General features: G+C 72.3%; 24 protein-coding genes, 3 pseudogenes and 1 riboswitch. Of the genes and pseudogenes, 14 read left to right on the top strand and 13 right to left on the bottom strand.

The annotated features are described in order from the left end of the window. Positions 1–14: 14 nt before the first annotated feature. On the bottom strand, positions 15–1,043 hold the full coding sequence (locus tag CFW40_RS03340) for a methyltransferase (RefSeq protein ID WP_088796343.1): 1,029 nt from the start codon (positions 1,041–1,043) through the stop codon (positions 15–17). 7 nt (positions 1,044–1,050) lie between these two features. Further along, a complete protein-coding gene (locus CFW40_RS03335; protein ID WP_088796340.1) occupies positions 1,051–2,157 on the bottom strand; it encodes a nitrous oxide reductase family maturation protein NosD in 1,107 nt (368 codons plus the stop codon). A 1,022-nt stretch (positions 2,158–3,179) separates the two neighbouring features. Here CFW40_RS03335 and CFW40_RS03330 point away from each other — a divergent pair. Together CFW40_RS03330 and CFW40_RS37785 are read left to right on the top strand one after the other, a co-directional pair. Then, entirely contained in the window at positions 3,180–3,560 is a 381-nt protein-coding gene (locus CFW40_RS03330; protein WP_088796338.1) for a helix-turn-helix transcriptional regulator, read from the top strand. Between the two features lie 331 nt (positions 3,561–3,891). Next, on the top strand, positions 3,892–4,059 hold the full coding sequence (locus CFW40_RS37785) for a hypothetical protein (protein ID WP_256331615.1): 168 nt from the start codon (positions 3,892–3,894) through the stop codon (positions 4,057–4,059). Here the strand turns inward: CFW40_RS37785 and CFW40_RS03320 are convergent. Beyond that, entirely contained in the window at positions 4,028–4,765 is a 738-nt protein-coding gene (locus CFW40_RS03320; RefSeq protein ID WP_088796335.1) for a CDP-alcohol phosphatidyltransferase family protein, read from the bottom strand. The genes CFW40_RS37785 and CFW40_RS03320 overlap by 32 nt on opposite strands. Positions 4,766–4,931: 166 nt before the next feature. Here CFW40_RS03320 and CFW40_RS03315 point away from each other — a divergent pair, with 166 nt between their 5' ends. The 5 genes from CFW40_RS03315 to CFW40_RS03295 all read left to right on the top strand — a co-directional run bounded on the left by CFW40_RS03315 (position 4,932) and on the right by CFW40_RS03295 (position 9,388). Continuing rightward, positions 4,932–5,915, top strand: a complete 984-nt coding sequence (locus CFW40_RS03315; protein ID WP_088796332.1) for a zinc-binding alcohol dehydrogenase — start codon at positions 4,932–4,934, stop codon at positions 5,913–5,915. Positions 5,916–5,992: 77 nt separating this feature from the next. Beyond that, positions 5,993–6,391 carry a 6-carboxytetrahydropterin synthase gene (locus CFW40_RS03310; protein ID WP_088796329.1) on the top strand — a complete coding sequence of 133 codons (399 nt, stop codon included), beginning with the start codon at positions 5,993–5,995 and terminating at the stop codon, positions 6,389–6,391. Beyond that, positions 6,388–7,509 (top strand): glycosyltransferase family 4 protein, encoded by a 1,122-nt coding sequence (locus CFW40_RS03305; RefSeq protein ID WP_088796327.1) that lies wholly within the window; start codon positions 6,388–6,390, stop codon positions 7,507–7,509. Before CFW40_RS03310 ends, CFW40_RS03305 begins: the two co-directional genes overlap by 4 nt. Then, positions 7,506–8,384, top strand: a complete 879-nt coding sequence (locus tag CFW40_RS03300) for a class I SAM-dependent methyltransferase (protein ID WP_088796326.1) — start codon at positions 7,506–7,508, stop codon at positions 8,382–8,384. Before CFW40_RS03305 ends, CFW40_RS03300 begins: the two co-directional genes overlap by 4 nt. Further along, a complete protein-coding gene (locus CFW40_RS03295) occupies positions 8,381–9,388 on the top strand; it encodes a lysylphosphatidylglycerol synthase domain-containing protein (RefSeq protein ID WP_176956587.1) in 1,008 nt (335 codons plus the stop codon). The genes CFW40_RS03300 and CFW40_RS03295 overlap by 4 nt, the downstream gene beginning before the upstream one ends. 102 nt (positions 9,389–9,490) lie before the next feature. Here CFW40_RS03295 and CFW40_RS03290 read toward each other — a convergent pair. Both CFW40_RS03290 and CFW40_RS03285 read right to left on the bottom strand, forming a co-directional pair. Then, positions 9,491–10,129 (bottom strand): annotated as a pseudogene (locus CFW40_RS03290) (RibD family protein); the annotation flags it as partial. Beyond that, a complete protein-coding gene (locus tag CFW40_RS03285) occupies positions 10,122–10,877 on the bottom strand; it encodes a creatininase family protein (RefSeq protein ID WP_088796322.1) in 756 nt (251 codons plus the stop codon). The gene CFW40_RS03285 and the pseudogene CFW40_RS03290, both read right to left, overlap by 8 nt. Before the next feature lie 187 nt (positions 10,878–11,064). On the opposite strand from CFW40_RS03285, the gene ribA reads away from it, so the two are divergent. After that, on the top strand, positions 11,065–11,673 hold the full coding sequence (ribA, locus tag CFW40_RS03280; protein ID WP_176956713.1) for a GTP cyclohydrolase II: 609 nt from the start codon (positions 11,065–11,067) through the stop codon (positions 11,671–11,673). Positions 11,674–11,806: 133 nt separating this feature from the next. On the opposite strand, the gene CFW40_RS03275 is transcribed toward ribA, so the two are convergent. Both CFW40_RS03275 and CFW40_RS03270 read right to left on the bottom strand, forming a co-directional pair. After that, entirely contained in the window at positions 11,807–12,556 is a 750-nt protein-coding gene (locus tag CFW40_RS03275; RefSeq protein ID WP_088796320.1) for a CbtA family protein, read from the bottom strand. Positions 12,557–12,571: 15 nt separating this feature from the next. Continuing rightward, positions 12,572–12,790 (bottom strand): CbtB-domain containing protein, encoded by a 219-nt coding sequence (locus tag CFW40_RS03270; protein ID WP_088796318.1) that lies wholly within the window; start codon positions 12,788–12,790, stop codon positions 12,572–12,574. Between the two features lie 43 nt (positions 12,791–12,833). Further along, positions 12,834–12,999, bottom strand: a riboswitch (cobalamin riboswitch). A 100-nt stretch (positions 13,000–13,099) separates the two neighbouring features. Between CFW40_RS03270 and CFW40_RS03265 the strand changes: the two genes are divergently transcribed. The 4 genes from CFW40_RS03265 (at position 13,100) to CFW40_RS03250 (ending at position 18,393) form a co-directional block, all read left to right on the top strand. Continuing rightward, positions 13,100–13,672: a histidine phosphatase family protein gene (locus CFW40_RS03265; RefSeq protein WP_088796315.1), complete on the top strand. Its 573-nt coding sequence runs from the start codon at positions 13,100–13,102 to the stop codon at positions 13,670–13,672. Positions 13,673–13,808: 136 nt separating this feature from the next. Then, on the top strand, positions 13,809–14,249 hold the full coding sequence (locus tag CFW40_RS03260) for an SPW repeat protein (protein ID WP_086719010.1): 441 nt from the start codon (positions 13,809–13,811) through the stop codon (positions 14,247–14,249). A gap of 192 nt (positions 14,250–14,441) precedes the next feature. Continuing rightward, positions 14,442–16,268: an alkyl/aryl-sulfatase gene (locus CFW40_RS03255; protein ID WP_088796314.1), complete on the top strand. Its 1,827-nt coding sequence runs from the start codon at positions 14,442–14,444 to the stop codon at positions 16,266–16,268. Between the two features lie 94 nt (positions 16,269–16,362). Next, complete coding sequence (locus CFW40_RS03250) at positions 16,363–18,393, top strand: NB-ARC domain-containing protein (RefSeq protein ID WP_088796312.1); 2,031 nt, start codon at positions 16,363–16,365, stop codon at positions 18,391–18,393. 23 nt (positions 18,394–18,416) lie between these two features. Here the strand turns inward: CFW40_RS03250 and CFW40_RS03245 are convergent. From CFW40_RS03245 to CFW40_RS03225, 5 genes and pseudogenes are all read right to left on the bottom strand, one after another. Beyond that, positions 18,417–19,456: pseudogene (locus tag CFW40_RS03245) on the bottom strand (serine hydrolase domain-containing protein). Then, a complete protein-coding gene (locus tag CFW40_RS03240; protein WP_088796310.1) occupies positions 19,453–20,376 on the bottom strand; it encodes a hypothetical protein in 924 nt (307 codons plus the stop codon). The pseudogene CFW40_RS03245 and the gene CFW40_RS03240 overlap by 4 nt, the downstream one beginning before the upstream one ends. Further along, entirely contained in the window at positions 20,373–21,356 is a 984-nt protein-coding gene (locus CFW40_RS03235; protein ID WP_088796307.1) for a hypothetical protein, read from the bottom strand. The genes CFW40_RS03240 and CFW40_RS03235 overlap by 4 nt, the downstream gene beginning before the upstream one ends. Beyond that, positions 21,353–22,063 carry a hypothetical protein gene (locus CFW40_RS03230; RefSeq protein ID WP_256331616.1) on the bottom strand — a complete coding sequence of 237 codons (711 nt, stop codon included), beginning with the start codon at positions 22,061–22,063 and terminating at the stop codon, positions 21,353–21,355. The genes CFW40_RS03235 and CFW40_RS03230 overlap by 4 nt, the downstream gene beginning before the upstream one ends. A gap of 16 nt (positions 22,064–22,079) precedes the next feature. Then, complete coding sequence (locus CFW40_RS03225; RefSeq protein ID WP_018091704.1) at positions 22,080–22,265, bottom strand: hypothetical protein; 186 nt, start codon at positions 22,263–22,265, stop codon at positions 22,080–22,082. A gap of 435 nt (positions 22,266–22,700) precedes the next feature. Here CFW40_RS03225 and CFW40_RS36950 point away from each other — a divergent pair. Continuing rightward, positions 22,701–22,870 (top strand): annotated as a pseudogene (locus CFW40_RS36950) (TOBE domain-containing protein); the annotation flags it as partial. A 96-nt stretch (positions 22,871–22,966) separates the two neighbouring features. Here CFW40_RS36950 and CFW40_RS03215 read toward each other — a convergent pair. Then, a complete protein-coding gene (locus CFW40_RS03215; RefSeq protein WP_088796303.1) occupies positions 22,967–23,386 on the bottom strand; it encodes a molybdopterin-binding protein in 420 nt (139 codons plus the stop codon). 317 nt (positions 23,387–23,703) lie between these two features. Here CFW40_RS03215 and CFW40_RS03210 point away from each other — a divergent pair, with 317 nt between their 5' ends. After that, the gene (locus CFW40_RS03210) at positions 23,704–24,099 is read left to right on the top strand and encodes a molybdopterin-binding protein (RefSeq protein ID WP_088796302.1); all 396 of its coding nucleotides are present in this window, start codon (positions 23,704–23,706) and stop codon (positions 24,097–24,099) included. Positions 24,100–24,167 lie beyond the last annotated feature (68 nt).

The following is a 24,167-nucleotide window of genomic DNA, read 5'->3' as shown; positions in this document are numbered from 1 at the left end:
GTGCCGGGTCATGCTCATTCGGGGACGGTGCACTCGAACGCGTGCAGGTACGGATTGACCTCCCGGATCTCGCCGACCTTGAGGCCGGCCTCCGCCATCCGGCTGACCAGGCTCGCCTTGGTGTGCTTGGCGCCGCCGACGTTGAGCAGCAGCAGCAGGTCCATGGCGGTGGTGAACTTCATCGAGGGGCTGTCGTCCACGAGGTTCTCGATGATCACGACGCGGGCGCCGGGGCGGGCGGCCGCGACGACGTTGTGCAGCGTCCTGCGGGTGCTCTCGTCGTCCCACTCCAGGATGTTCTTGATGATGTAGACATCGGCCCGGACCGGAATGTCCTCGCGGCAGTCGCCGGGCACGACCCGCACCCGTGGGGCGAGCGGGCCGCCGTCGCGCAGCCGGGGGTCCGGGTTCGCCACCACGGTGGGCAGGTCGAGCAGGGTGCCTTCGAGAGCGGGGTACTTCTCCAGCAGGCTGGCGAGCACATGCCCCTGGCCGCCGCCGATGTCCGCCACCGACGACGCACCGCTGAGGTCGAGCAGGTCCGCGATGTCCTGCGCCGACTGCTTGCTGGACGTGGTCATCGCGCGGTTGAAGACCTCGGCCGAGTCCCTGGCGTCCTGGTGCAGGTACTCGAAGAAGCTCTTGCCGTACAGGTCGTCGAAGACGCTGCGGCCGGTGCGCACCGCGTCGTCGAGCCGCGGCCAGGCCGCCCAGGTCCACGGCTCGGTGCACCACAGCGAGATGTACCGCAGGCTGTTGGGGGTGTCCTCCCGCAGCAGCCGGGACATCTCGGTGTGGACGTACTTGCCGTCGTCGGTCTCCTCGAAGATCCCGTAGCACGACAGGGTGCGCAGCAGCCGGTCCAGCGGACGCGGCTCGGTCTTGACTGCGGCGGCCAGTTCCTCCGCGGTGCTGGGCCGGTCGCCCAGTGCGTCGGCGACGCGGAGTTGCGCCGCCGCCCGTACGGCCGCCGCACAGGCGGCGCCGAAGACGAGCTCCCTGAGCCGCATGGCCGGCTGGGGGGTGGGACTTACGGTGGTCATTGCGCCTCTATTCTCCGGTTGAAGAGGGCTGCGCCTCGTGCGCCTCGTGCCGTCGGCACAGACCGGGCGGCTGTGAGGTCCGGCAGATGTTGTCGATGAACCGGTTTCCCTTGCCCTTGGGGTCGCGGTCGGCGAGGTCCACCGGCTTGTTGTGCAGCACGAGGTTGTCGATGATGAGGTTGCGTTCGTTGGTCGCCTTCACGAAGCTGTGGAAGAGCACGATGCCGCCGGAGAGCGGGGATTTGCCGACGTTGTCGCGGACCAGATTCCGCCGCACCAGCGTCTTCTCGGCGCCGGTGAGGACGATGCCGGACCCCTGGAGGAACGGCAGGCGGGGGTTGGCGGGGCAGTACTTGTTGTTCTTGACGACGGTGTTGTTCCGGACCGCCAGGGCTCCCGCCCGGGGCCGGGACTCGTCGCCGACGACGAAGACGCCGGCGCAGTTCCTGGTGATGGTGTTGTGGGCGATCACCAGGTTTCTGACGCGGCGTACCGTGATGCCGACCCGGTTCCTCGCGAGGTAGTTCTCGGTGACCGCGGCCCCCCGGGTGTCGGTGGCCCCGCCCTCCTCCTTGACCGTGTTGGCCAGGAAGATCCCGGAGTCGCCGTTGCCGGTGACGACGTTGTCCCGGAACAGTCCGCGGACGGACTTCTCCTGGGCGATGCCCCACACGCCGTTGTTCCGTGCGTACACGTGGCGCACGGCCAGCCGGTCGGTGCCGGAGGCCCAGAGGCCGTTCTTCTTGAAGCCCTTGACGGTCAGCGAACGGATGCTGACATCCCGCAGCGGCCTGCCCGCCGCGCCGATGACGCAGATGCCGTTGCCGGCCTTCGCGCACATGTTCCCGGCCCGCTTGCCGGTCGGGCCGATCACCGTCTTGGGGCCCGCACCGACCAGGCGCAGCCGCGACTTGCGGATGACCACGCTCTCCCGGTAGAGGCCGGGCCGGATGATGACGGTGTCACCCGGCTTCGCTCTGTCCACCGCCCGTTGGATCGACTGACCGGGGTGGACGACGAGTCGTTCCGTTGCGTCGCTCGGCGATGCCGCGCCCAGTCCGCCGACCAGCATCGCGGCGACGCAGCCCATGTATTTCATCTGTCGTAGCGCCATGAAGCGAAGCTATGGGCGATCACTTCCGCTCGCCACATGTGGTGACCCGATGATGACGGTGCGTGCAGAGGCCAGCTTTCGACACGCCGTCAAGTCCGCTGCCGGGCGCCGCACCGGAGGGCCGATCAGGGCCGGTCAGCGGGTTTCCGGCAGTCCTCGTCGGCAGCGTCGAACGCCTCGGCCCCCGGCCGGCAGCCGGCCGGGGCATCCTCACCTGACCGGGTATCGGACGGGGCGTCGGGCCGGACGTCCGACGGGTCGTCAGCCGATCCGTCCGGCCATGCCTCGGTCAGGAAGGCCGCGAGGCTGGTCGGCAGAAACCATGGACGGACGCGGGAAAAGGTCACGGAAGACCAACGCGTCAGCCCCGCCCGACGACACCCGCTCAGGGCCGCCGGCGCGTTTGATCACCCCAACGGCCCCGGGAGGTGGCGCCGAACGGGGGGCGGCGGCCGCTGGGAGCCTGCCGGGGAGCACCGCGTCCGGGGCCGTCCGGGGCATCCCGGGCCTTGGGGGCCGCCGGCGTCAGCCCGCCCGCTCCGCCGCGCTGCGCTCCACACGGAACGTACGAGGCGGCGTCCGGAAGGGGCTGGCCTCGCGGACGGCGGCTTCCCGGACGTGCAGGCGGCGAGGGGGCCTGCCCGGGTGTGCGGTAACTTGCCTGGTAAGCAGGTGAGTTCGCCCGATCCGGGTCCGGCACCACGGTCCGGGCGGACGGCGGAACCTGCGGCCCGGCGCCGACGGGGACGGAGGGTGCCGGGGTGGCGTCGGCCGGGTGGAGCGGGCGGCGCCGGGGCGTTCGCGCCGTGCGTGGCCCCGGTTTGTCCGGTACACCCATTCAAGTTGCCCGACCCCGTCGTCTACAGTTGCAGAATTCCGCAATTCAACAGATGACGCGACGGCCGGTCGGCCTGAACGCGGAGGATATGCGTGGGCGGTTTCGCCGAACCGGTAGGGATACGGCTACGGATACGGGTGCGCGCGGCGCGGTCCGGGCCCGGTCCCGGGAGCGGGGTGCGGGCATGAACGGTGCCTGGGTTCCGCGCTGTCAGGCCAAGGCCGACTTCTTCCGGATGCTGGGTCATCCGGTCCGTATCCGGGTGCTGGAACTGCTCCAGAACGGGCCGATGCCGGTGCGGGGGCTGCTCTCCGCGCTCGAGGTGGAGCCGTCCGCGCTCTCCCAGCAACTCGCCGTGCTGCGCCGCTCGGGCCTGGTCACGGCCACCCGCAGCGGATCCACCGTCGTCTACGAACTGGCCGGAGGCGATGTCGCGGAGCTGCTGCGCGCCGCCCGCCGGGTCCTCACCGAGGTGCTTGCCGGGCAGCACGCGCTCCTCACCGAGCTGCGGCAGGCCGAGGCGGGCGCCCGGCCGGCGCCCGGCGGGGTGGGGGCGGTCTCGTGATCCGCCTCTTTCGGGACCTCCGGCCCCTTCGGACCCCGCACCCCGAGGACGATGGCCGCGCGGGCAAGGTCCGCCCGTTCACCAGCGGAAAAGGGTGAAGCGGATGTCCGGATCACCACGGCGTAAGGGACCGCCGCCCTGGCGGGCGGTCCGCTCCCGAACCTGCATACCCACGCCCCTCGGACCGGGGACCGTACGGCCCTGCCGGGGACGTCCCCCCGGACGGGGGCCGCTGCGCACCGCTCGCGGACACGGCCGGGCGTGCCCGGAGAGCGTCGCCCGCCACCGCCCCCCGCCGCGCTGCGGCGTCCGCCGGGCCCGTGCGACCGCGGTGCGCCCCGGAACGCAGCTGGCGCGGCTGCCCGGTGCGGTACTGCTCGCCCACCGGGCTCCACGGCGCAGCCCATGGCGGCAGGTGCTGCTCTCCATCGTCGTGACCCATCTGCTGCTGGTCTTCCTGGCACTGGTCATCTATCTGGGCCGGCACGCCGGGACGTGACGCGGAGGCCGGCGAGCACCGGGGTGCCGATGCCCACCGCGGACGCCTGGCCCGCTCCGGTCCGCCACAGCCACGCCACATCGCGTCCGAAGGACCACACGAGGAGCCCCAGCGCCACGGCCACCGCGCAGGCCGCCGAGGTCCGCGGCAGGATCCCCGTACCGGCCACGACCAGTACGACACCCTGCAGCGCCGCCACGGTCTTGCGGGCCATGCTGGGCGGCAGGTCACCGCGCAGCCACGGCAGCACCCAGGACGCCGCGACGAAGGCGTACCGCATGAGGCCGATGGCCAGTACCCAGGCGCCCAGCGGGATCGCGACATGGACGCAGAGCACCAGGATCAAGAACGCGTCGACCTCCATGTCGAAGCGCGCCCCCAGCGGCGTCGCCGTTCCGGTGCGCCGGGCCACCTGTCCGTCGACCGCGTCCAGGACCAGCGCCACGGCGGCGAACACGATCAGCACGGTGACCGGTGTGTGCCGGGCGAAGGAGTCCGCCACCAGCGCGGTCACCCCGCCGACGAGGATGGTGCGGGCCAGTGTGACGCGGTTGGCCGGCCCGAACGACGTGGTCCACGTCCGGCGCAGTGCGACGGTGAGCACGCCCCAGGTGGCCACGGCGAAGAGGCACCCCGTGAACCACCCCACGGTGCCCAGACCGTCCACCCGGCACAGGACTTCCAGAACCAGCAGTTGAACACCCATACCGGCCGTAATGTCCGGTCCGAACGGCCTTGTGTCGTAGAGCTCTTGTACGGCCACCCTGCCTCCCGGGATGTGTAGCGGAGTCGAAGGGCGCCGCGTAGGGTGACGGCGTCCTCATGATCCCCAGCATCGATGAACCATCGCCGTAGCGTCCAGGAGGATCCCGATGCCGCGTGCCGCTTGTGCTTTTTGGCTAAGCGCTCCAGGTCAGGGCGAGATCCGGACGGAAGCCCTTCCGGAGCCCGCCGCCGGTGAGGTCCTGGTGCGCTCGGTCTGCTCCGGAGTGAGCCGTGGAACGGAGACCCTGGTCTTCCGTGGCGGCGTGCCCGAGAGTCAGCACGCCGTGATGCGTGCGCCCTTCCAGGAAGGCGACTTCCCGGCACCGGTCAAGTACGGCTACCTCAATGTAGGCGTGGTCGAGGAGGGCCCGCACGACCTGCTGGGCCGCACGGTCTTCTGCCTGTATCCGCACCAGACGCACTTCGTCGTCCCGGCGAGCGCCGTCACCCCGGTACCGGACACCGTCCCCGCCGCACGGGCCGTGCTGGCGGGCACGGTGGAGACCGCGGTGAACGCCCTGTGGGACGCCGCGCCGCTGGTCGGCGACCGGATCGCGGTGGTCGGCGCGGGCATGGTGGGCTGCAGCGTCGCCGCGGTCCTGGCCCGCTTCCCCGGGGTCCGGGTGCAGTTGGTCGACGCCGACCCCGCGCGCGCCGCCACCGCCCGAGCACTGGGGGTGGACTTCGCGCCGCCCGCGGACGCCCGGGGCGACTGTGACCTGGTCGTACACGCCAGCGCCACCGAACAGGGGCTGGCCCGCTCGCTCGAACTGCTCGCGCCGGAAGGCACCGTGATCGAGCTGAGCTGGTACGGAGACCGGCAGGTCAGCCTGCCGCTGGGGGAGGCCTTCCACTCCCGCAGGCTGGTCGTCCGCAGCAGCCAGGTGGGCACGGTCTCCCCGGCCCGGCCCCGCCGTACCTTCGCCGACCGCCTCGCGGTCGCCCTCGACCTGCTCGCCGACCGCGCCTTCGATGCGCTGATCACCGGTGAGTCGGCCTTCGAGGACCTGCCGCGGGTGCTGCCCAAGCTCTCCTCCGGCGACCTCCCGGCGCTCTGCCACCGCATCCGGTACGGGCCGGCGGACGGCTGACAACCGCCGGGGCAGCGCCCGCAATTCGCTTTCCGACGACACCTCACTGAGACCGACATCACACCGGAGGAACGGCCTTGTTCAGCATCACCGTCCGCGATCACCTCATGGTCGCCCACAGCTTCCGTGGCGCGGTCTTCGGCCCCGCGCAGCGTCTGCACGGCGCGACCTTCATCGTGGACGCCACCTTCCGCCGCGCGGAGCTCGACGCCGACAACATCGTGGTCGACATCGGCCTGGCCACCCAGGAACTCGGCGCCGTGATCGGTGAGCTGAACTACCGCAACCTCGACGACGAGCCCGACTTCGCCGGCATCAACACCTCGACCGAGGCCCTGGCCAAGGTCATCGCGGACCGGCTCGCCGACCGCATCGAGGCGGGCAACTTCGGTGCGGGCGCCCGCGAACTGGCGGGGATATCGGTCACCCTGCACGAGTCGCACATCGCCTGGGCGACGTACGAGCGCACCCTGTGACCCCGACCGGCGCCACCGCAGCGGCGGAGCGTGTGGTGCATGCCGTCCTCCCCGGTGACGTCGACGATCCGGCGGTGCCCAGCGGCGGCAACACCTACGACCGCCGGGTGTGCCGCGACCTCCCGGCGGCGGGCTGGCAGGTGCGCCCGTACGCGGCGCCCGGCAGCTGGCCGCGGCCGGACGCCGCCGCTCGCGCGGGGCTCGTGCGGTACCTGGCGGCGCTGCCCGACGGTGCGGTGGTCCTCCTCGACGGCCTGGTCGCCTGTGGCGTCCCCGACATCCTGGAACCCGAGGCGGGACGGCTGCGGCTCGCCGTACTGGTCCATCTGCCGCTGGCCGACGAGACCGGACTCGACTCCGCCGTGGCGGCGGAGCTGGACGCCCTCGAACGCCGCACCCTGCACGCCGTGGGCGCCGTCGTGGCCACCAGCGAGTGGGCGGCCCGCAAGCTCGTCGCCCACCACGGGCTGTTGCCGGCCCGGGTCCGGGTCGCCAGGCCCGGAGCCGATGCCGCGCCCCTCGCGCCGGGCACCGACGACGGCACCGGGCTGCTGTGCGTCGCCGCGGTCACCCCGCGCAAGGGGCAGCACCTCCTGGTGGAGGCCCTTGCCACCGTCACCGAGCTGCCCTGGCGCTGCGCCTGCGTCGGAGGACTCGACCGGGACCCCGCTTACGTCGCCCAACTGCGGCGCCGGGTCACGGAGTCCGGCCTCGACGACCGGATCGCCCTCACCGGACCGCGGGCGGGCGCCGACCTGGAGGCCCGCTACGCCGCGGCCGACCTCCTGGTCCTCACCTCGTACGCGGAGACCTACGGCATGGTCGTCACCGAGGCGCTGGCCCGGGGGATTCCGGTGCTGGCGACGGAGGTTGACGGCGTACCGGAAGCGGTCGGGCGGGCGCCCGACGGCAGTGTGCCCGGTCTGCTCGTACCGGCCGGCCGGCCCGCGGCCGTTGCCGGGGCGCTGCGTGACTGGCTGGGCGATCCGCACCTGCGTGATCGGCTGAAGACCGCGGCACGCGGACGTCGTGCCATGCTGGAGGGGTGGGAGATGACGTCGCACAGTCTGGCCGGAGCGCTGGAAATGCTTCGGGACGAGATCCGGAGCATACGGTGAACGCGCCCGAGAGGCCCCGATTCGCCCCGCGGTGGCTGGAGTTGCGCGAGCGCGCCGATGCCGCCGCCCGCGCACCCGAGCTGCTGCAGCCACTGCTGCAGTGGATGTCCGGGCGGCCCGCGGCCGCCGGCTCCGGGAGCACCGGGGATCTGGTGATCCGCGATCTCGGCTGTGGCACCGGCTCGATGGGACGCTGGCTCGCCGTCCGGCTGCCCGGCCCTCAGCACTGGATCCTGCACGACCTCGACCCGCTGCTGCTCACGCACGCCGGTGCGCGGTTGCCGGTCACGGCTGCCGACGGCACGCCCGTTGACACCACGACCCGGCGCGGCGACCTGGCCGACCTCACCGCCGACGATCTCGCCGGCACCTCGCTGGTGACCGCCTCCGCGCTGCTCGACCTGCTCACCCGCGAGGAGGTGGAGGCGCTTGCCGAGGCCTGTATGGACGCGGGCTCCCCCGTGCTGCTGGCGCTCTCCGTCGCCGGACGGGTCGAGCTGACCCCCTCCGACCCGTTCGACGCCGAGATCACCGAGGCCTTCAACGACCATCAGCGGCGCACGGACCAGGGCCGCGCCCTGCTCGGGCCGGACGCGATCGCGGCGGCGGTCACGGCGTTCGAGCGACGCGGTGCGACCGTGCTGGTGCGGCCCAGCCCCTGGCGGCTGGGCTGCGCGGAATCCGCGCTGACCGCGGAGTGGCTGCGCGGCTGGGTCGGCGCGGCGCACGCCCAGCGGCCGGAGCTGGCCCCTGAGGCGGTGGCCTATCTGCGCCGGCGGCTGGAGGAGTGCGCGGCGGGGGACCTGTCCGTCGTGGTGCACCACACGGATCTGCTGGCGCTGCCCGGGCCCGCTGCTGCCGGGAGCGCGGGGTGAACCGCTCCCGCTGGGCGGCGTGGCTCAGGCTGCTCGCGGGACTGGGCATCCTGGTGGCACTGGTGTGGCATCTGGGCTCCGACGCCTTCCTGGACGGACTGCGCAGGATCGACGCCGCCACGCTGCTGGCCGCCCTCGCCATCGGCCTGCTCACCACGGTGTTCAGCGCCTGGCGGTGGTGCCTGGTGGCCCGCGGCCTCGGCCTGCGGCTGCCGCTGGGCGGCGCCGTCGCGGACTACTACCGGGCGCTGTTCCTGAACGCGGCGCTGCCCGGCGGCGTCCTGGGCGATGTGCACCGCGCCGTACGCCACGGCCGGCACTCCGGCGACCTCGGCCGGGGCGTGCGGGCGGTGGTCCTGGAACGCACCGCAGGCCAGGTCGTGCTGCTGGTCGCCGGGGCGGTGGTGCTGCTAGCCCGGCCCTCGCCCGTACTGGCGCCGGTCACCCGCTTCCTCACCTCACCCGCCGTCGCACTGACCGCGGCCGCGGGGGGCGTGTTGCTGGTGGCGGCCGCCGCTCTGCTGCGCCGGCGGCGGGGCGCCTCGCGGGCCGAACGCGCCCTGCGCACCGTGCTGACCGAAGCGCGTCAGGGCCTGCTCGCCCGCGGTGTCTGGCCCGGCGTCCTGCTCTCCTCCGCGGCGGTCCTGGCGGGCTACCTCGGGATGTTCGTGCTGGCCGCCCGGGTCGCGGGAGCCGACGCACCGACCGCCGAACTGGTGCCGCTCGTGGTGCTGGCGCTGCTCGCGATGGCGCTGCCGCTGAACGTCGGCGGCTGGGGCCCGCGGGAGGGCGCCGCCGCCTGGGCCTTCGGCGCCGCCGGTCTAGGCGCGGCGCAGGGGCTCACCACCGCCGTGATCTACGGTGTGCTCGCCTTCGTCGCGAGCCTGCCGGGCGCCGGGGTGCTGCTGGTCCGCCGGTCCGCCGGACGGCGCACCGAACGCCCGCAGTTCGAGTTCGAAGAGCGTGTCCTCACCGAGCAGGGCCCGTCGCAGCGGCGGGCGTAGCGCCTCCCGCATCACCGGGTTACCGGGAAACCGCAGACCGGGCACGCCGTCGCCGAGCAGAACCGGCGCGACGGTGACATACAGCCGGTGCAGTGCCCGCTCCCGCAGGAAACGCGACACGGTGACACCGCCCCCCTCGATCAGCACCCGGCCCAGGCCACGCCGCGCCAGCGCCGACAGCACGCGCCGCGGGGCGAAGGCGTCCGCGTCCGGCAGGACCAGCACCTCGACACCGGTGCCGCGGGGCACGGCGGTGACCTCAGGACCCACCACCCACAGCGTCGGCGCCGCGCCGTCGGTGAACACCCCGCTGTGCAGTGGCACCCGTCCCCGCGGATCGAGCACCACCCGCACCGGATTGTCCCCGGTACAGGCACGCACGGTCAGCCGCGGATCGTCCGCCACCGCGGTGCCGGCCCCGACCACCACCGCATCGGCCAGCGCGCGCAGCCGGTGCAGATGACAGCGGTCCTCCGGGCCGGTGACATAGTCGGCGTCGCCGGTACGGGTCGCGATGAAGCCGTCCAGGCTCTGCCCGAGCTGCGCGAACGCGACCCGGGGTCCGGCCAGGCACAGCGGCAGGTAGCGCGCGGCGAGTTCCACCGCTTCGGGCGTGGCGGGCCGGTCCCAGTGCGGCCCGCCGGCCCCGTCGGTCACCCATCCGGCGGCCCGCGCCGCTTGTGCGGTACGGACCGCCCGCAGCCGCTCCCAGGCGGCCGCCGTGTCGAGCACCTCAGTCATGGTCTTCCGTTCCTGCGCCGAACAGCGCGGCATATTCGTCGAATGCCTCGACCAGGCCGGCCAGCAATTCCCGTCCCTTGCGGGCGGAGGCCAGCGACGGGCGCCCGATGACCCCGGATTCGGTATACGCCGACATGCCGAGCGTGAGCAGGTGCTTCCGGTCATCGGCGACGCAATCCGCCGATTCATAGCCTTCCTTGACCAATTCGGGATGGGCATACAGCAGAATGGACGTCTCGGCCTCTCCGGCATGCATATCGGTGTGCCCGGAGGTCTGCACCCCGGCTCGGGTGCGCGCGGCGTCCCAGTCGGCCGATCCGGGGAAGAGCGCCATCCGCATGCCGCGCCCCGCGGATTCCTGAACGACATTGCGCAGCACGTAATTTCCACCGTGTCCGTTCACGAGAATCAACGTGCCGATACCGGACTTGCGGAGCGAATCAGCGATGTCCGTGACGATCGCATGCAGGGTGCGCGCCGAAATGCTCACCGTCCCCGGCCAGGCGGCGTGTTCGTGGGAACAGGACACCGTCAGCGGCGGCAGCAGCTGCACGGGACGGCCGGCGGCCACCTCCCGCGCGATGGTGCAGGCGATGACGGTATCGGTGGTCAACGGCAGGAAGTCACCGTGTTGTTCGAGGCTGCCGATGGGCAGCACGGCCATCGTCGGCCGCCGTGTCCGTACGTCCTGTGTGGTGTCCGCCGGCAACAGGCCGGGCGCCGGAGTCGGGTGTCCCGAAGCGGTCATCGTGTGCTGCGGCCTTTCGTCGCTGACTCACCGAGTCATGGTTCTCGCAGCATACTTGTTGTGTTCTGAGTGACTACCGGCGATCCATTCCCACCGCGGGTACGATCGCGCCATGATGGACGCCGACAACGATGCCCGCCCCGACCTCCGTGTCGCAATCGATGACGCCCTCGGTCGCAAACCCGCTGTGGAACAGGTGGTGACGGCCAGGCTGCCCACCACATATGGTGAATTCCTCGCCGTCGGCTATCTGGACCGCCGTACCGGGATCGAGCAAGTAGCTCTGGTTTACGGTGATGTCGAGGGAGAGACGGTGCTGACCCGGGTGCATTCGGAATGCCTCACCGGTGATGTCTTCTCCTCCAGCCACTGTGAATGCGGCGATCAATTGGACGCCGCGCTACGGGCGATCGTGGCGGAAGGGCGCGGCATTCTGGTCTATCTCCAGGGCCACGAGGGCCGGGGGATCGGCCTGTTGGCCAAGCTCCGGGCGATGAAGCTGCAGGAGGGCGGGCTGGACACGGTCGAGGCGAACATCGCGCTCGGGCTGCCGGTCGACGCCCGTGACTACGCCGTCGCCGCGGAGATGCTGCTGGACCTCGGCGTCCGGTCCGTGCGGCTGCTGTCGAACAATCCGCGCAAGCGCGAGGCGCTGCTGCGGCACGGCATCGCCGTCGCCGAACAGGTCCCGCTGCTGATGACGCCCCGTGCGGAGAACATCCGTTACCTCCGCGCCAAACGGGAGCGCCTGGACCACGATCTGCCGCATCTGGACGGCATCCCCGGCCTGTCCTGACGAGGCGGGACGCCCCGTGCGTGCGGCCACCTGAGGACACGCCCCGAACCACGGGGGCCGCACCACGGGGACCGCACCACGGGAAAGGGCCCGCGACGTCCGGCGTCGCGGGCCCTTCCTCGGTAGCGCCGGATCAGGAGACGGCGGGTGCCGCCTTGGCCGCGGTGGCCTGGGACCGGGTCGGCACGACCCGCTCCGCGAGGTGGCCGAAGACCAGCCCGAAGGCGGTCCACAGCACCAGTTGAATGGTGATCGCCGACAGCCGGAACTGCCAGAGCAGCGTGGCCGAGAAGTCGTGCGGCACCTCGTTGACGGCCGGCAGGAACGCATAGGCGAGGCCGATGGCGACCACGAAGGCGGCGCCGGCCGCGACCGCCGCGTACCAGTTGCCCAGCTTCGGAGCCAGCCGCCGGCCGAGGATCGTGGCGGCGACGGCCAGCAGGATGCCGAGCAGCATCATCAGGAAGTACAGGGCGGTGCGTTTGCCGATCGTGTCGGGGTCACCGACGGACGGCGGATTGGCCGGGTACTTCAGGAACGGGACGAGGTAGACGGCCAGCAGCGCCGCGCCGGAGAGCAGCGCGGCCGTGGCGCGGGCACCGAACCTGCCGATCCGCCCGAGGGCGAAGCAGAAGGCGAGTGCGGCGATGCCGCCCAGCGCCACGCCGTAGACCAGCACGCCGGTGGCCAGGCCCGCCGTGGACTGCACACCGCGGCTGACGACCTCCATCTCGTGTTCGTGGCTGTGTGCTTCCTCGAACGCGATGGCGGCGTCCACCTGCGGTTCGCCCAGCAGATAGGCGACGACGAGGGCCAGGGCACCGGCGGCCAGACCGGCAAGCATCCCGCGCACCAGGAGGTTTCTGATGGTGACGGAGTTCATGGATGCGCCGTCCGATCAGTGGCAGGGGAAGCCGAGGAGGTGGCGCCCGTCGTGGACCCACTCGTGGACCTCCGTGCCGGAGAGCAGTGAGGTGGCGCCCTGCTCCGCGCCGATGAAGTACAGCAGAACGAGCATCAGGACGCCGAAGAACAGCGCCCAGGGGGCAATGGCTTTGAGGGGGAGCGGGGCCGGGGTGACGGCGCCGGTGGCCGGGGGTGCGATGGTCTGGGCCATGGCGGAACCTCCTGTGCGGGGAACTCGCGTCCCTGTTCGTGGGAGTGCGTAACGACATGCCGGGTCTGGCTCGCCCGGTTCCGGCCCTGCTGGGCTGGAAAAAACCGGACATACAGTGGCGCGACCGCGCCGGGATCCCACCGGCTTCCGTCATGTCGTCGTCAATATCATCGGGAACGTACCGCGAACCCGACCCCGGGCCAAGACCGCGGAGGGGGCGGAGTGGTGCAGGGCGCGGCGCGTGGGCCGGGCAACTCCCTTGTGCGGGTACGGCGTTGCCGGTGCCGGTGAACAACGAAAGAAGAGGTCATGACAACTCGGGTGATGTTGGTCTCACCGGCCGCGGGCGACGCCCAGCGCGAGGTGCGCTTCGACGACGACGGCCCGCTGAGCGAGGCCGGGCTGCGCCGTGTCCGGGAGGCGGCCGGAGCGCTGCCGAATGCCGGCCGGACCGTTGTCTCGCCCTCCGCCCGGTGCCGGAGCACGGCCGCGGAACTCGGTCTTCCGGTCCGTCCCGCGCCGGAGCTGGCGGGCTGTGCGATGGGCACCTGGCGCGGCCGCACCCTGGCGGAGGTCGCCGACGCCGAACCGCTCGCGGTGTCCGCCTGGCTGTCGGACCCGGACTTCGCGGGGCACGGCGGGGAGTCGCTGCGGCAGCTCTGCGACCGGGTCGGGGCCTGGCTCACGCGGATGGCGCCGGCCGCGGGCCGGGTGCTGGCCGTGGTCGAGCCGGATGTCGTCCGCGCGGCGGTGGTCCGCGCGCTCGGGGTTCCCGTGGAGGCGTTCTGGCGGCTGGATGTGCCGCCGCTGACCGTGACCGAGCTGAGCGGCCGCGGCGGGCGCTGGAATCTGGGTCTGGGGCGGGCGCCGGACCGCAGGTGACGGCGATACGGCCATTGTCCGGCAAAATTCGCTTGCCACTTCATCTACACATAAAGGCGACATAAGCGCAGAATTAAAAGTGCGAGGCCCGATGCCACGCGGAACGGCCAGACCGCGAGTGAAGGAGGCGAGTCGCATGGCCGACGTCTCACACCACAGGGGAGATCTCGCAGGTCACCCCGATGCTTCTGAGATGCAGGCTCGGTACGAGCGGGTGCTCGGCGGGCGTGACGTGGTACTCGTCGACGGGCCGGTGTTGCTGGTCGGTCTGTACTGCGCCGTCTCGCCCTGGATCCTCCACTTCACCGCCGCACAGCCGGCGCTCGTGACGCACAACCTCATCCTCGGTATCGCGATCGCCCTCCTGGCAGTCGGCTTCACCGTCACCCCGGAGCGGATGTACGGCCTGAGCGGCGCGATGTGCGCGATCGGTGTATGGATGATCATCTCGCCCTGGATCGTGGGCAGCAGCCCGGACGCCGGTGTCATCTGGAACAACGTCGTCATCGGTGCCCTGACGTTCCTGCTGGGTGCCATGTGTGTCGCCGCGGCGTCGAAGAGCCGTCGCGGCACGTGACGCGCCCTCCCCGAGGGCAGGCGCCAGCCGTCGGCCGCAGGCCCCTCACGGGGGGGTGGGCCGGTCGGCGGCCGGCCGCTGCGCACCCCGCCGGGAAGCGATCTCTGCACACATGCGATAACCCGGCAAATTCGGTTAAATCGGTTGCATGGGTCCGCCGAATGTGGCCCGCCTCCCCGGAGGGAGCGTTCCGTGACCGCTGCGCCCGTGGATGACCACCAGGACTTCGCCGACGCCGACCGTGGCTTCATCGCCGCGCTCGACCCGCCCCAGGTCACCGCGGGCGACGGCACGGTGATCTGGGACGCCGAGGCCTACGGGTTCCTGGCCGGGAACTGCCCCGAGACCGCACACGAGAGCCTGTGGCGGCAGGGCCGGCTGGTGTGCCGGCAGGGCCTCTACGAGGTCACCGACGGCATCTACCAGGCCCGCGGCCTGGACCTGTCCAACATGACGCTGGTCGAGGGCGACCACGGTGTCGTCGTCATCGATCCGCTGGTCTCCGCCGAGACCGCCGCCGCGGCCCTGGAGCTCTACCGCAAATACCGCGGCGACCGGCCGGTCACCGGTCTGATCTACACCCACTCACACGGCGAGCACTTCGGCGGCGGACGGGGCGTCCTGCCGCACGACCACCACCCCGTCCCGGTCCTCGCGCCGGCCGGCTTCCTCCGGCACGCGGTCCGCGAGGACGCCTACGCGGGGACCGCCCTGACCCGCCGCTCCGTCTACATGTACGGAACACAGCTGCCCAAGGGCCCCGAGGGCCAGATCGGCTGCGGTCTGGGCACCGCCCGCTCCACCGGCACCATGACGTTCATCCCGCCGACCGTGGACATCACCCGCACCGGCCAGGAGGAGATCGTCGACGGCGTACGCATCGTCTTCCAGCTCACTCCGGACACCGAAGCACCCGCCGAGATGAACTTCTGCCTTCCGGCGCACGAGGCGCTGTGCCTGGCCGAGAACGCCACCCACACCCTGCACACCGTCCTGCCGCTGCGGGGCGGCGCCGTCCGTGACGCCCGGGCCTGGTCCCGCTACCTGGGCGAGGCGCTGGCCCTCTTCGGCGACGAGGCGGAGGTCGCCTTCGCCTCCCACCACTGGCCCACCTGGGGCAAGGACCGTGTCAAGACCCTGCTGGCCCACCAGCGTGACCTGTACGCCTATCTGCACGACCAGACGGTGCGGCTGCTCAACGAAGGGCTCACCGGCGCCGAGATCGCCGAGGAGCTACGGCTGCCGCCGGCCCTGGAGGAGGACTGGTCCCTGCACGGCTACTACGGAGCGATCGGCCACAACGTCAAGGCGATCTACCAGCGCTACCTGGGCTGGTTCGACGGCAACCCCGCCCACCTGTGGGAACACCCGCCGGCCGAGCAGTCCAGACGCTATGTCGAGACCATGGGCGGCGTCGAGGCCACGGTGGACGCGGGCAAACGGTACGCGGCCGACGGCGATCTGCGGTTCGCGGCCACGCTGCTCAACCACGCGGTCTTCGCGGCCCCCGACAACCTCCGCGCCCGGCGCGAACTGGCCCTGGTGTACGAACGGCTGGGCCACGGCTGCGAGAACGGCACCTGGCGGAACTCCTACCTCACCGGTGCCATGGAACTGCGCGGCACCCTGGCCGGGGCCCGCCCGGACACCGCCGACCCCGAGATCGCGCTGGCCCTGACCGTCGACCAGCTCCTCGACACGCTCGCCATCCGCATCGACGGCCCCCGGGCGTGGTCCACCGCGCTCACCCTCGACCTCTACCTCCCCGAAGAGGACCGGACCTGGCAGCTGACGCTCTCCCACGGAGCCCTCACCCACCTCAGCTCACCCGGCGCCCCCACACCGTCCGGCGGACGCACCCCGGACCTCACGCTCACCCTCACCAAGCCCCAGCTGCTCGACCTGCTCGCCGGCCGCGGTCCCGGCGACGCCGTACCCCACGGCGAGACCGGGGCGCTGGACCGGCTGCTGAGCCTGGTCCGTACGCCGGACCCCACCTTCCCGGTCGTCACGCCCTGACGAGGACCGCCGTCCGGCCGGCGGCCGTCAACCTCGTGCCCCCGACCGCCGCACGGGACTCCGGCCGGCGCCGCGACTGGGGCAAACTGGCCCGGTGGCGAGCAACATTCCCGAGGAGCCGACCAGTTTCATCGGCCGGCGAGCCGAACTGCGCCGGATCGACGACGAGTTGACGGAGCACCGGCTGATCACCCTGACCGGCCCCGGCGGTGTGGGCAAGACCCGGATCGCGATGCGGGCCGCGCGCGCGGCGGCGGCACGGTATCCCGACGGGGTCTGCTGGGCGGATCTGTGGCCCCTGCACGGCGCGGGACGGCTGGTGGCCAGCGTCTGCGATGCCGTCGGGCTGGCCGACCACACGGCGCGGACGCCGGTGGCGGTGCTGTGCGAAGGGCTCGCCCGCAAACGGCTGCTGCTGGTGCTGGACTCCTGCGAACACCTCGTCGACGCCTGCCGCGACCTGCTCGCGGACCTGCTGACCGCCGCCCCTGGGGTGACCGTGCTGGCCACCAGCCGGCAGCCGCTGGGCCTCGTCGGCGAAGGGACCACCGAGATCGGCCCGCTGCCCTGCACGGGCGACAACGACGCACTGGCCCTGTTCACCGCACGCGCCACCGCCGCGGCCCCCGGACTGCGGCTGACCGCACCCCCGCACGCGACGGCCGCCGCCGTCATCTGCCGCCGCCTCGAAGGCATCCCGCTGGCCCTGGAGCTGGCGGGCGCCCAGCTGGCGAGCAGCTCCGTCGAGCAGATCGCCGAGCGGCTCACCTCCCGTCTCGACACCCTCGACGGTCACGGACCGGTGCGGCTGCCACGACACCGGACGCTGCGCTGCGCCATCGGCTGGAGTCATGAACTGTGCGCACCGCTGGAACGGCTGCTGTGGGCCCGGCTGTCCGTCTTCCGTGGCACCTTCGACGAGGAGTCCGCGAGCGCCGTGTGCGCCGGCGGACCGCTCGCCGCCGCACAGGTGCGCACCACACTGGAGGCACTGGCCGCCAAGTCGGTGCTCACCCGCGAGGGCCCGCGCTACCGCATGCTCGACACGCTGCGCGAGTACGGCCGGATGTGGCTGGCCGAACTGGACGAGACGACGGCACTGGCGGACCGGCACGCCGCGCACTTCGCCTCCTTCGGCCGCCGCGCCGAACGCGGCTGGCTGGGCCCCGAACAAGTCGGCTGGTACGGCAGGGTCGCCGAGGCCCATGTCGACCTGTGCACCGCACTGGACCACCTGCTGGCCACCGACCCGGAACGGGCCCAGGACCTCAGCGCGTCGATCGGCTTCTTCTGGAGCTGCTGCGGCCACCTCCACGAGGCCCGGGACTATGTGGCCCGCGCCCTGGCCGCCCACCAGGGGCCGGGCCCGGCACGCACCCGGGCGCTGTGGGCGCTCGGCGTGGCAGTACTGCTGCAGGGCGATCTGACGCTCGCCGACGACCTGGGCCTTCAGTGCGCACGCGCGGCACGGGCGGGTGACGATGCGGAGGCGCAGCTCCAGGCGGGCTACCTCGCCGGTCTCACCCATCTGATGGCGGGCCGCCCGATGTCCGCGCACTCCGTCGTGGAACAGGCGCTCGGCCCCGCGCGGTGCACCCCCTTCGACTCTCCCGGACGGCTGCGCTGCCACCTCGTACAGCTCTTCGCGCTGACCGGCCTGGGCAGGCTCACCGAGGCCCGTGCCGCGGCGGGCGCACTGCGCCGCGGGTGTGTGCAGCGCGGCGAATACTGGACCCGCTCCTACATCGACTACCAGCTCTCGCTGATCTCGCTGTTCCAGGGCCGGCCGGAGGAATCGGCGGACCACGCCCGGTCGATGCTCGCGGCCAAAGCGGGCATCGGCGACAAGTTCGGTATCGCGCTCGGCCTGGACCTGCTCGCGGCCGCGGTGGCGGCCCAGGGCCACGGTGCGGCCGCCGCCCGTGTCTACGGCAGTGGCCAGGCCCTCTGGCGGACCGTCGGGCATCCGCAGCGCGGCACCCCCGAGCTGCGTGCGGTACGCGAGGAGTGCGAGCGGCGGGCCCGCGCGGCGATCGGCGACCAGGCGTACGCGGACCTCTTCCACCGGGCCAGCGAGGAGCGGCCCCAGGCCTCGCTCGCCCGGATCCTGGCGGGCGAGCTGTGACCGGCGGCCCGCACCCGCTTGCCTCAGGCGGAGGGATCGCCGGCCAGCGCGTACAGCAGCTCGTAGGCGGTGCTGATCATCCCGCAGGTGCGGCCGCGGCGGGTGGCGAGTGCGACCAGGCCGGTGTGCGACGCCGGGTGATAGCCCAGGAACGCCTGCTGGCCGAAGGTGGCCCCGACGTGGAAGAGCAACGGCCCCTGCGGGGCCGGATGCTGATACCACGTCAGGGTGTGGGTGTGGCGCTTGCGCCAGCCGCGGCGCAGCAGCGGCACCTGGACCTCGCGCAGGGGCCCGGCCAGCGGCGTGCCGTCCGGGGAGAGGTGCGCTTCGAGGTAGGTGAGCAGGTCGCCGGGGGTGGCACGGACCGACCCGGCGGCGACGAAGGCGCCCATGTCGGCGCTGCCCACCGGCGTCACCCCGTTCGTACGGTGGCCGACGGCGTCGGTGCCGGTGGTGCCGGGGCCCAGCGTGGTCTCCGTCAGCCCGAGGGGGCGCAGCACCCGCTCGGCGAGCAGGGCGGGGTAACCGGCGCCCGCGGCACCGGACATGGCCGGACCCAGCAGCGCCAGCCCGAAGTTGGAGTAGCGCCAGCGGGTGCCGGGACGGTGCCGCGGCCGGGTGCGGGCGAAGATGCGCAGCAGCCGCTCGGTGTCGTAGCGGGCGTAGCCGTTGGCGTACGGGTGCACCAGCGCGCCGACGATCAGGTCCGGGGGGATCCGGGGCAGCCCGGAGGTGTGGGTGGCCAGATGCCACAGGGTGATCCGGCGCGAGTGCGGGTGCGGCAGGGGCAGCTCGGGCAGGCGGTCCACGAGCCGGTCGGCCGGGGACAGCACGCCGTCCCCGGCCAGCGCCGCGAGCAGCAGCACGGTGAACGTCTTGGACAGCGACCCCAGTTCGTAGCGCAGCGCATGGCGGGGGTGGGCGGCGCCAGCGCCGAGCCGCCGGTCATCACGGTCCGGCGGCCGTGGCGGGTCACCGCCAGCACGACGTCCGGCGCGTCGATCTCGGTGACCGCGTCCGCGAGGCGGTCACCGAGCGCCGGTCCGGGGCCGGCGGGGGTCATCCGACGGCGGACAGGGCCCGGGAGGTGGCCATCGCCGAGGCGAACGCGGCCACCAGGGTGGGGTGATGGACCAGGTCGAAGACCCGCGCCGGGTCACCCTCCGGCATCCCGCGCTGGATGGGCATCGCGCCGCTGGGCGACTGGGCCGCCGCGTACCGCTCCCACAGGTCCGCTTCCAGGGTGGGCCGCGGCAGGCAGGCGTCGACGACCAGGAGTTCGCCGAGCAGATCCCAGTGTTCGAGGTCCGCCCAGTCCTCCGACCAGGCGGGCAGGTACCGCGCGAGGTAGTCGGCGAGGGCCGGCGGGATGCGCTCGGGCGCCTCGCCCCAGTTGGTGAGGTGGAAGACGGTGTGGGTGAGGTCGTAGGCGATGTGCAGCTGGACCGTCCACGGCTCGGGCAGCCGCCCCAGCCAGGTGCGGTCCACGGCCTGGTCGAAGTCGCTGCTGGGCGGCAGGCCGAGCTTGCGCTCCGCGTTGAGCACGCCGAGCCGCCGGTTGGGCATCATCTCCAGCGCCGTCCAGGTGGCGGTGCGCCGGCAGACCGCCAGCGCGGCCTCCAGCCCCGGGTGGCGGTGGCCGAGCTCGTGGAAGGTCGCATAGACCTCCAGCGGCACGGGGGACAGCGGCTCGTCGTGCTGCAGCCGGGCCAGCACATTGCCGCCGTCCAGCAGCTCCCGCCAGGCGAAGTCCAGCAGCTTCCCGGCCCGTTCCTTCTGCCGGGAGCCGGCCACGCCCTCCCGGAACAGCACCTGCATATTGAGCGCCAGCTCCCCGATGGGCTTGAGCCGTTCGACGACCGCACCGTTGCCGGCGAAGTCGTCAGGGGTCAGCCGGAAGTGCTCACGGTGATCGTCGAGCCAGGTCAGGGCCCGGTCGCCGACACCGTGCAGCAAGGCGGGGGATGCGGCCGTCACGGTCATGGGGTGCTCTCGCTTTCGCAGGAGGTCCGCCCGCCCGCCATCGCCGTATCCCCGGCCGGCGGCCCGGCCTCGGCCTCGTCGGAGGCGATACGGGCGAGGGTGGCGGCGAACGCGGTCACCAGGGTGGAGTGATAGCAGGCCGTGAACGCCCCGGCCCGGTCGGCGGCGGGCGGCGCGGCGCCGATCTCGGGCACGCTGCCGTCGGCCGCCCGGGCGCCGGCCAGCCGCTGCCAGGCCTGTGCGGGGTACGGGGCCTGCGGCAGACAGGCCGTCACGGCCAGCAACTCGCCGGCCAGGTCCCACAGCTGCTCCTCCAGCCAGTTCTCCAGCCAGGAGGGGAGCCACAGCCGCAGATAGCCGGCGAGCTCGGGGGAGAGCCGCTGCCGGTTGCGCCCCCAGTCGGTGAGGTGGAAGACGTCATGGGTCACGCCGTACGCCGCCTTGCGGTCCAGCGCCCAGGGCTCCGGCAGCCCGCCGAGGCCGGTCAGGGCCAGGACGGCGCCGAAGTCGGCGTGCTGGCGCAGCCCGATCCGCCGCTCCGCGTTGAGCACACCGAGCGTCCGGGTGTGATCCTCGCGGGCCACCCGCCAGCCCCGCAGCCGGGTCGTGAGGTCCACCAGCTTGTCGGCCTCGGCATGGCGCAGCCCGGCCTGGGCGAACACGCCGTACAGCTCGACCGGATAGGTGGCGAACGGCTCACCGCGGATCAGCTCGGCGAACAGCTCGCCGTCGCGGGTCTCGTTCCAGGCGAACGCGAACAGCCCGCGGGCGGTCTGCCGGATCTCGTCACACGGGTGCAGCACGCCGATCAGCTGGGTCAGTTCGGCCAGCTCACCCAGCGGTTTGAGGGTCAGGTTGGGGTCGGCGTCCGTGGTGACGTTCGGGGGCAGCCGGAAGTGGTCGCGTGCCGCGTCCAGCCACCCCAGGCTGCCGTGGACCAACCGGTCCAGCAGCCCGGGGTCGCCCCGGCCGCCGCTCACCAACCCCGCCCGTAGAAACGCTGGGCGGCGACGATGTGCAGCGTCACCCGGGGGTCGTCGCCACCCATGTGACGGACGAACGCCAGCCCGCTGTCGAGTCCCAGGGTATGCGGTACGTCGGGCAGCCGGGACAGCCAGCGGCCCAGACCGGCCGCCTGCAGCCAGTCCCGGCGGCGGACCGCCCGGACGAAACCACGGGCCAGATCGTCGGTGCGTGCCGCCAGCTGCTCGGCGAGACCGGGCGCCAGCCCGGGCAGCGCGAGCGCGGCGAGCTGTGACACGCGATGCGCAAGCTTCGGCCAAGGGTCGGCTTCGACCCAGCCGGCCGCGGCCTCGGGCGGCGGCGGCCAGTGCTGTGCGCCTGCGGACAGAAACGCGTGCGAGGCCTCGACCAGGCCCCGGTAGGTCCACACCGACACGTCCGAGGCATCCGTGCCCGGTGGATAGGCCGAGAGCGCCTGCCGGACGACCTCGGCGTCGTCCCCGCCGACGGGCGCCGCGGGATGCGCGGGATGGTCCATTGCGTACGGCGCGAGCGCATCGGCGCCGAGCACCCGGAGGGCGGCCGGAGCCAGCGCATCGCTCTGCCGCAGAACGGCCGACAACGCATAAGGGTCGCCCTCGCCCCGCAGGGCGAGGGCGACCCCGGTTGCGGCATCGGCGATCACAGCGCTCAGCGGGACTGCTCCCGGCGTCTGTTCAGCCAACGCTTTCCCCTCAGCCTCAGCGAACGTCGGTCTTGGGCCGGGGGGTGGGCGGCGAGATCAGAAGCAGCGCGGCCAGCAGCAGCGCCCCTCCGCACTCGCGGGTATCGCGGAAGACACCGTCGGCCTCGGCGGGTTCGAGCAGTCCCTCGACCTCGGCGGCCAGGGCGGCCGTCTCGACCGGCGCTGTGCGATCCGTAACCATGCGATCAACTCCTTCGACGAATGGGATCCCAGATTCACATCGGCATATTTGCGCCGCAAGGGGAAAAATCTGACAAACGGCCACTCTTCGGGTGATGTCGAATGCCTCGCGACCGGCCTCGTGATCCGCAACTGCCGTGTGATGCCTGGATGATGGCGTTTCTGCCGACGCGGCAGACGGGCGCAGGGGGCGGGGCTCCAAGGGTGCCGGGGGCCGCACCGATGGGGGATCGGACTGCTCTGTTCGGATGCACGGCGCGGAGCGGGTGCCCGCCGTGGCGCTGCCGGGAGCCGCGGTGGTGCCGGGGCGCCCGTGGACGGCGATGAGGACTTCGCTCAGGCCGGGTCCGGGGCGCGCAAGCTCAAGGGGGTGTGACCCGTTTGGCGGGCGTCGGTCCCCTTCAGTACGTGTGCGGAATGCGGCAGCCGCAAGCGTGTCACCAAGGTGACCGTCGACGAGGTGATCGCCCAGGTCGAGATCCAGTCCGGCCCGCACCGGCTGGTGTCAGTGGTGAGCCGGGAGGCCGTCGAGGAACTGGGGACCGAGGTGGGGGTGCGGGCCACGCTCGGGTGAAGTCCACCGATGTGCACCGCGATCGAGCGGGCGAGCGCAGTGGAGCGGTCCTTCCGCCGCCCGCCGCTCCACCGTCGGCCAAGGGGCCGAAGTCCCCCGCGCCGCAGGGGACTTCGGCGGGTCCGCGGTCAGACCGCGGCGAGCGCGACCTCGGTCGACTTGACCAGCGCTGTGACCTCGGCACCGGCGGCCAGGCCCAGATCCTCGGCCGCGTCCCTGGTGATCGCGGCGGTCAGCTCCCCGCCCGCGACGGCGACCTTGACGCCCGCCATCGCGCCGCCGGTGGCGACATGGGTGACGGTGCCGGGGATCCGGTTACGGATGCTCAGACCGTTCACCGTGCCGGTCGCGAGCGCGACCTCGGTGGACTTGATCAGTGTGAGCACCGTGGAGCCCTCCTCGATGCCCAGCTCCTTCACCGCCTCCAGGGTGATCGCCGCGGTCATCTGCTGGCCGCCGTCCAGACGCACCTTGACGGTTGCCATGACCTCGCCGGGGGTGACGGAGAGAACGGTGCCGGAAAGCTGGTTACGGATGCTCAGGCTCATGGATGCCTCACCGGGGGAGTGGAAAGCGAAAGGTGGAATGTCGCGTTTTCCCTGCTCTGACATCTGCACCCTAACCACACAACGCGCCGCAGTCCGGGCGTGCATGGCAGATGCCGGGCAAATACCCGCATGCGCCTGGCAAATGTCCGCATGCGCCTGGCGAAACAGCGGAACGCGCGGAGAATTACACATGTCGTCCGGAGCAGGCACGGGCCGGCGGGCCGCCTTCGTTCCTTCCTTCAGCCGGCCTGGCATCTGCCATAGAGCTTCCCCCAAGGGATTGTAAATGCCAGCCGGTACCGCATACCTTGTCGCACATGCAGTCCTACACGATCGGCCAGGCGGCGCGGCTGCTGGGCGTCAGCCCGGACACCACCCGCCGCTGGGCGGACGCCGGCAAGGTCGCGACCCATCGTGACGACAGCGGCCGCCGCCTCATCGAAGGCCGCGATCTGGCCGCCTTCTCCGTCGAGGTGGCGCAGACCGGCACCGGCGAGGACGACGCCTCGTACACCTCCGCGCGCAACGCCTTCCCGGGCATCGTGACCGCCGTCAAGCTCGGCGATGTCGCCGCCCAGGTCGAGATCCAGGCCGGTCCGCACCGCCTGGTGTCCCTGCTGACCCGGGAAGCGGTGGAGGAACTGGGCCTGGAGGTCGGCATGCAGGCCACCGCCCGCGTGAAGTCCACCAGCGTGCACATCGACCGCGCCTGACCCACCGCGGTAACCCAGCCGATCCGCAACCACCGTCCCCCACCGGCCGGCTGCGCACACCAGCGGCG

The sequence above is a fragment of the Streptomyces sp. 2114.4 genome (assembly GCF_900187385.1).
Taxonomy (GTDB): Bacteria; Actinomycetota; Actinomycetes; order Streptomycetales; family Streptomycetaceae; genus Streptomyces; species Streptomyces mooreae.
The sequence above is the reverse complement of the archived record's forward strand: the minus strand, read 5'-3'. Positions and strand labels throughout refer to the sequence as shown.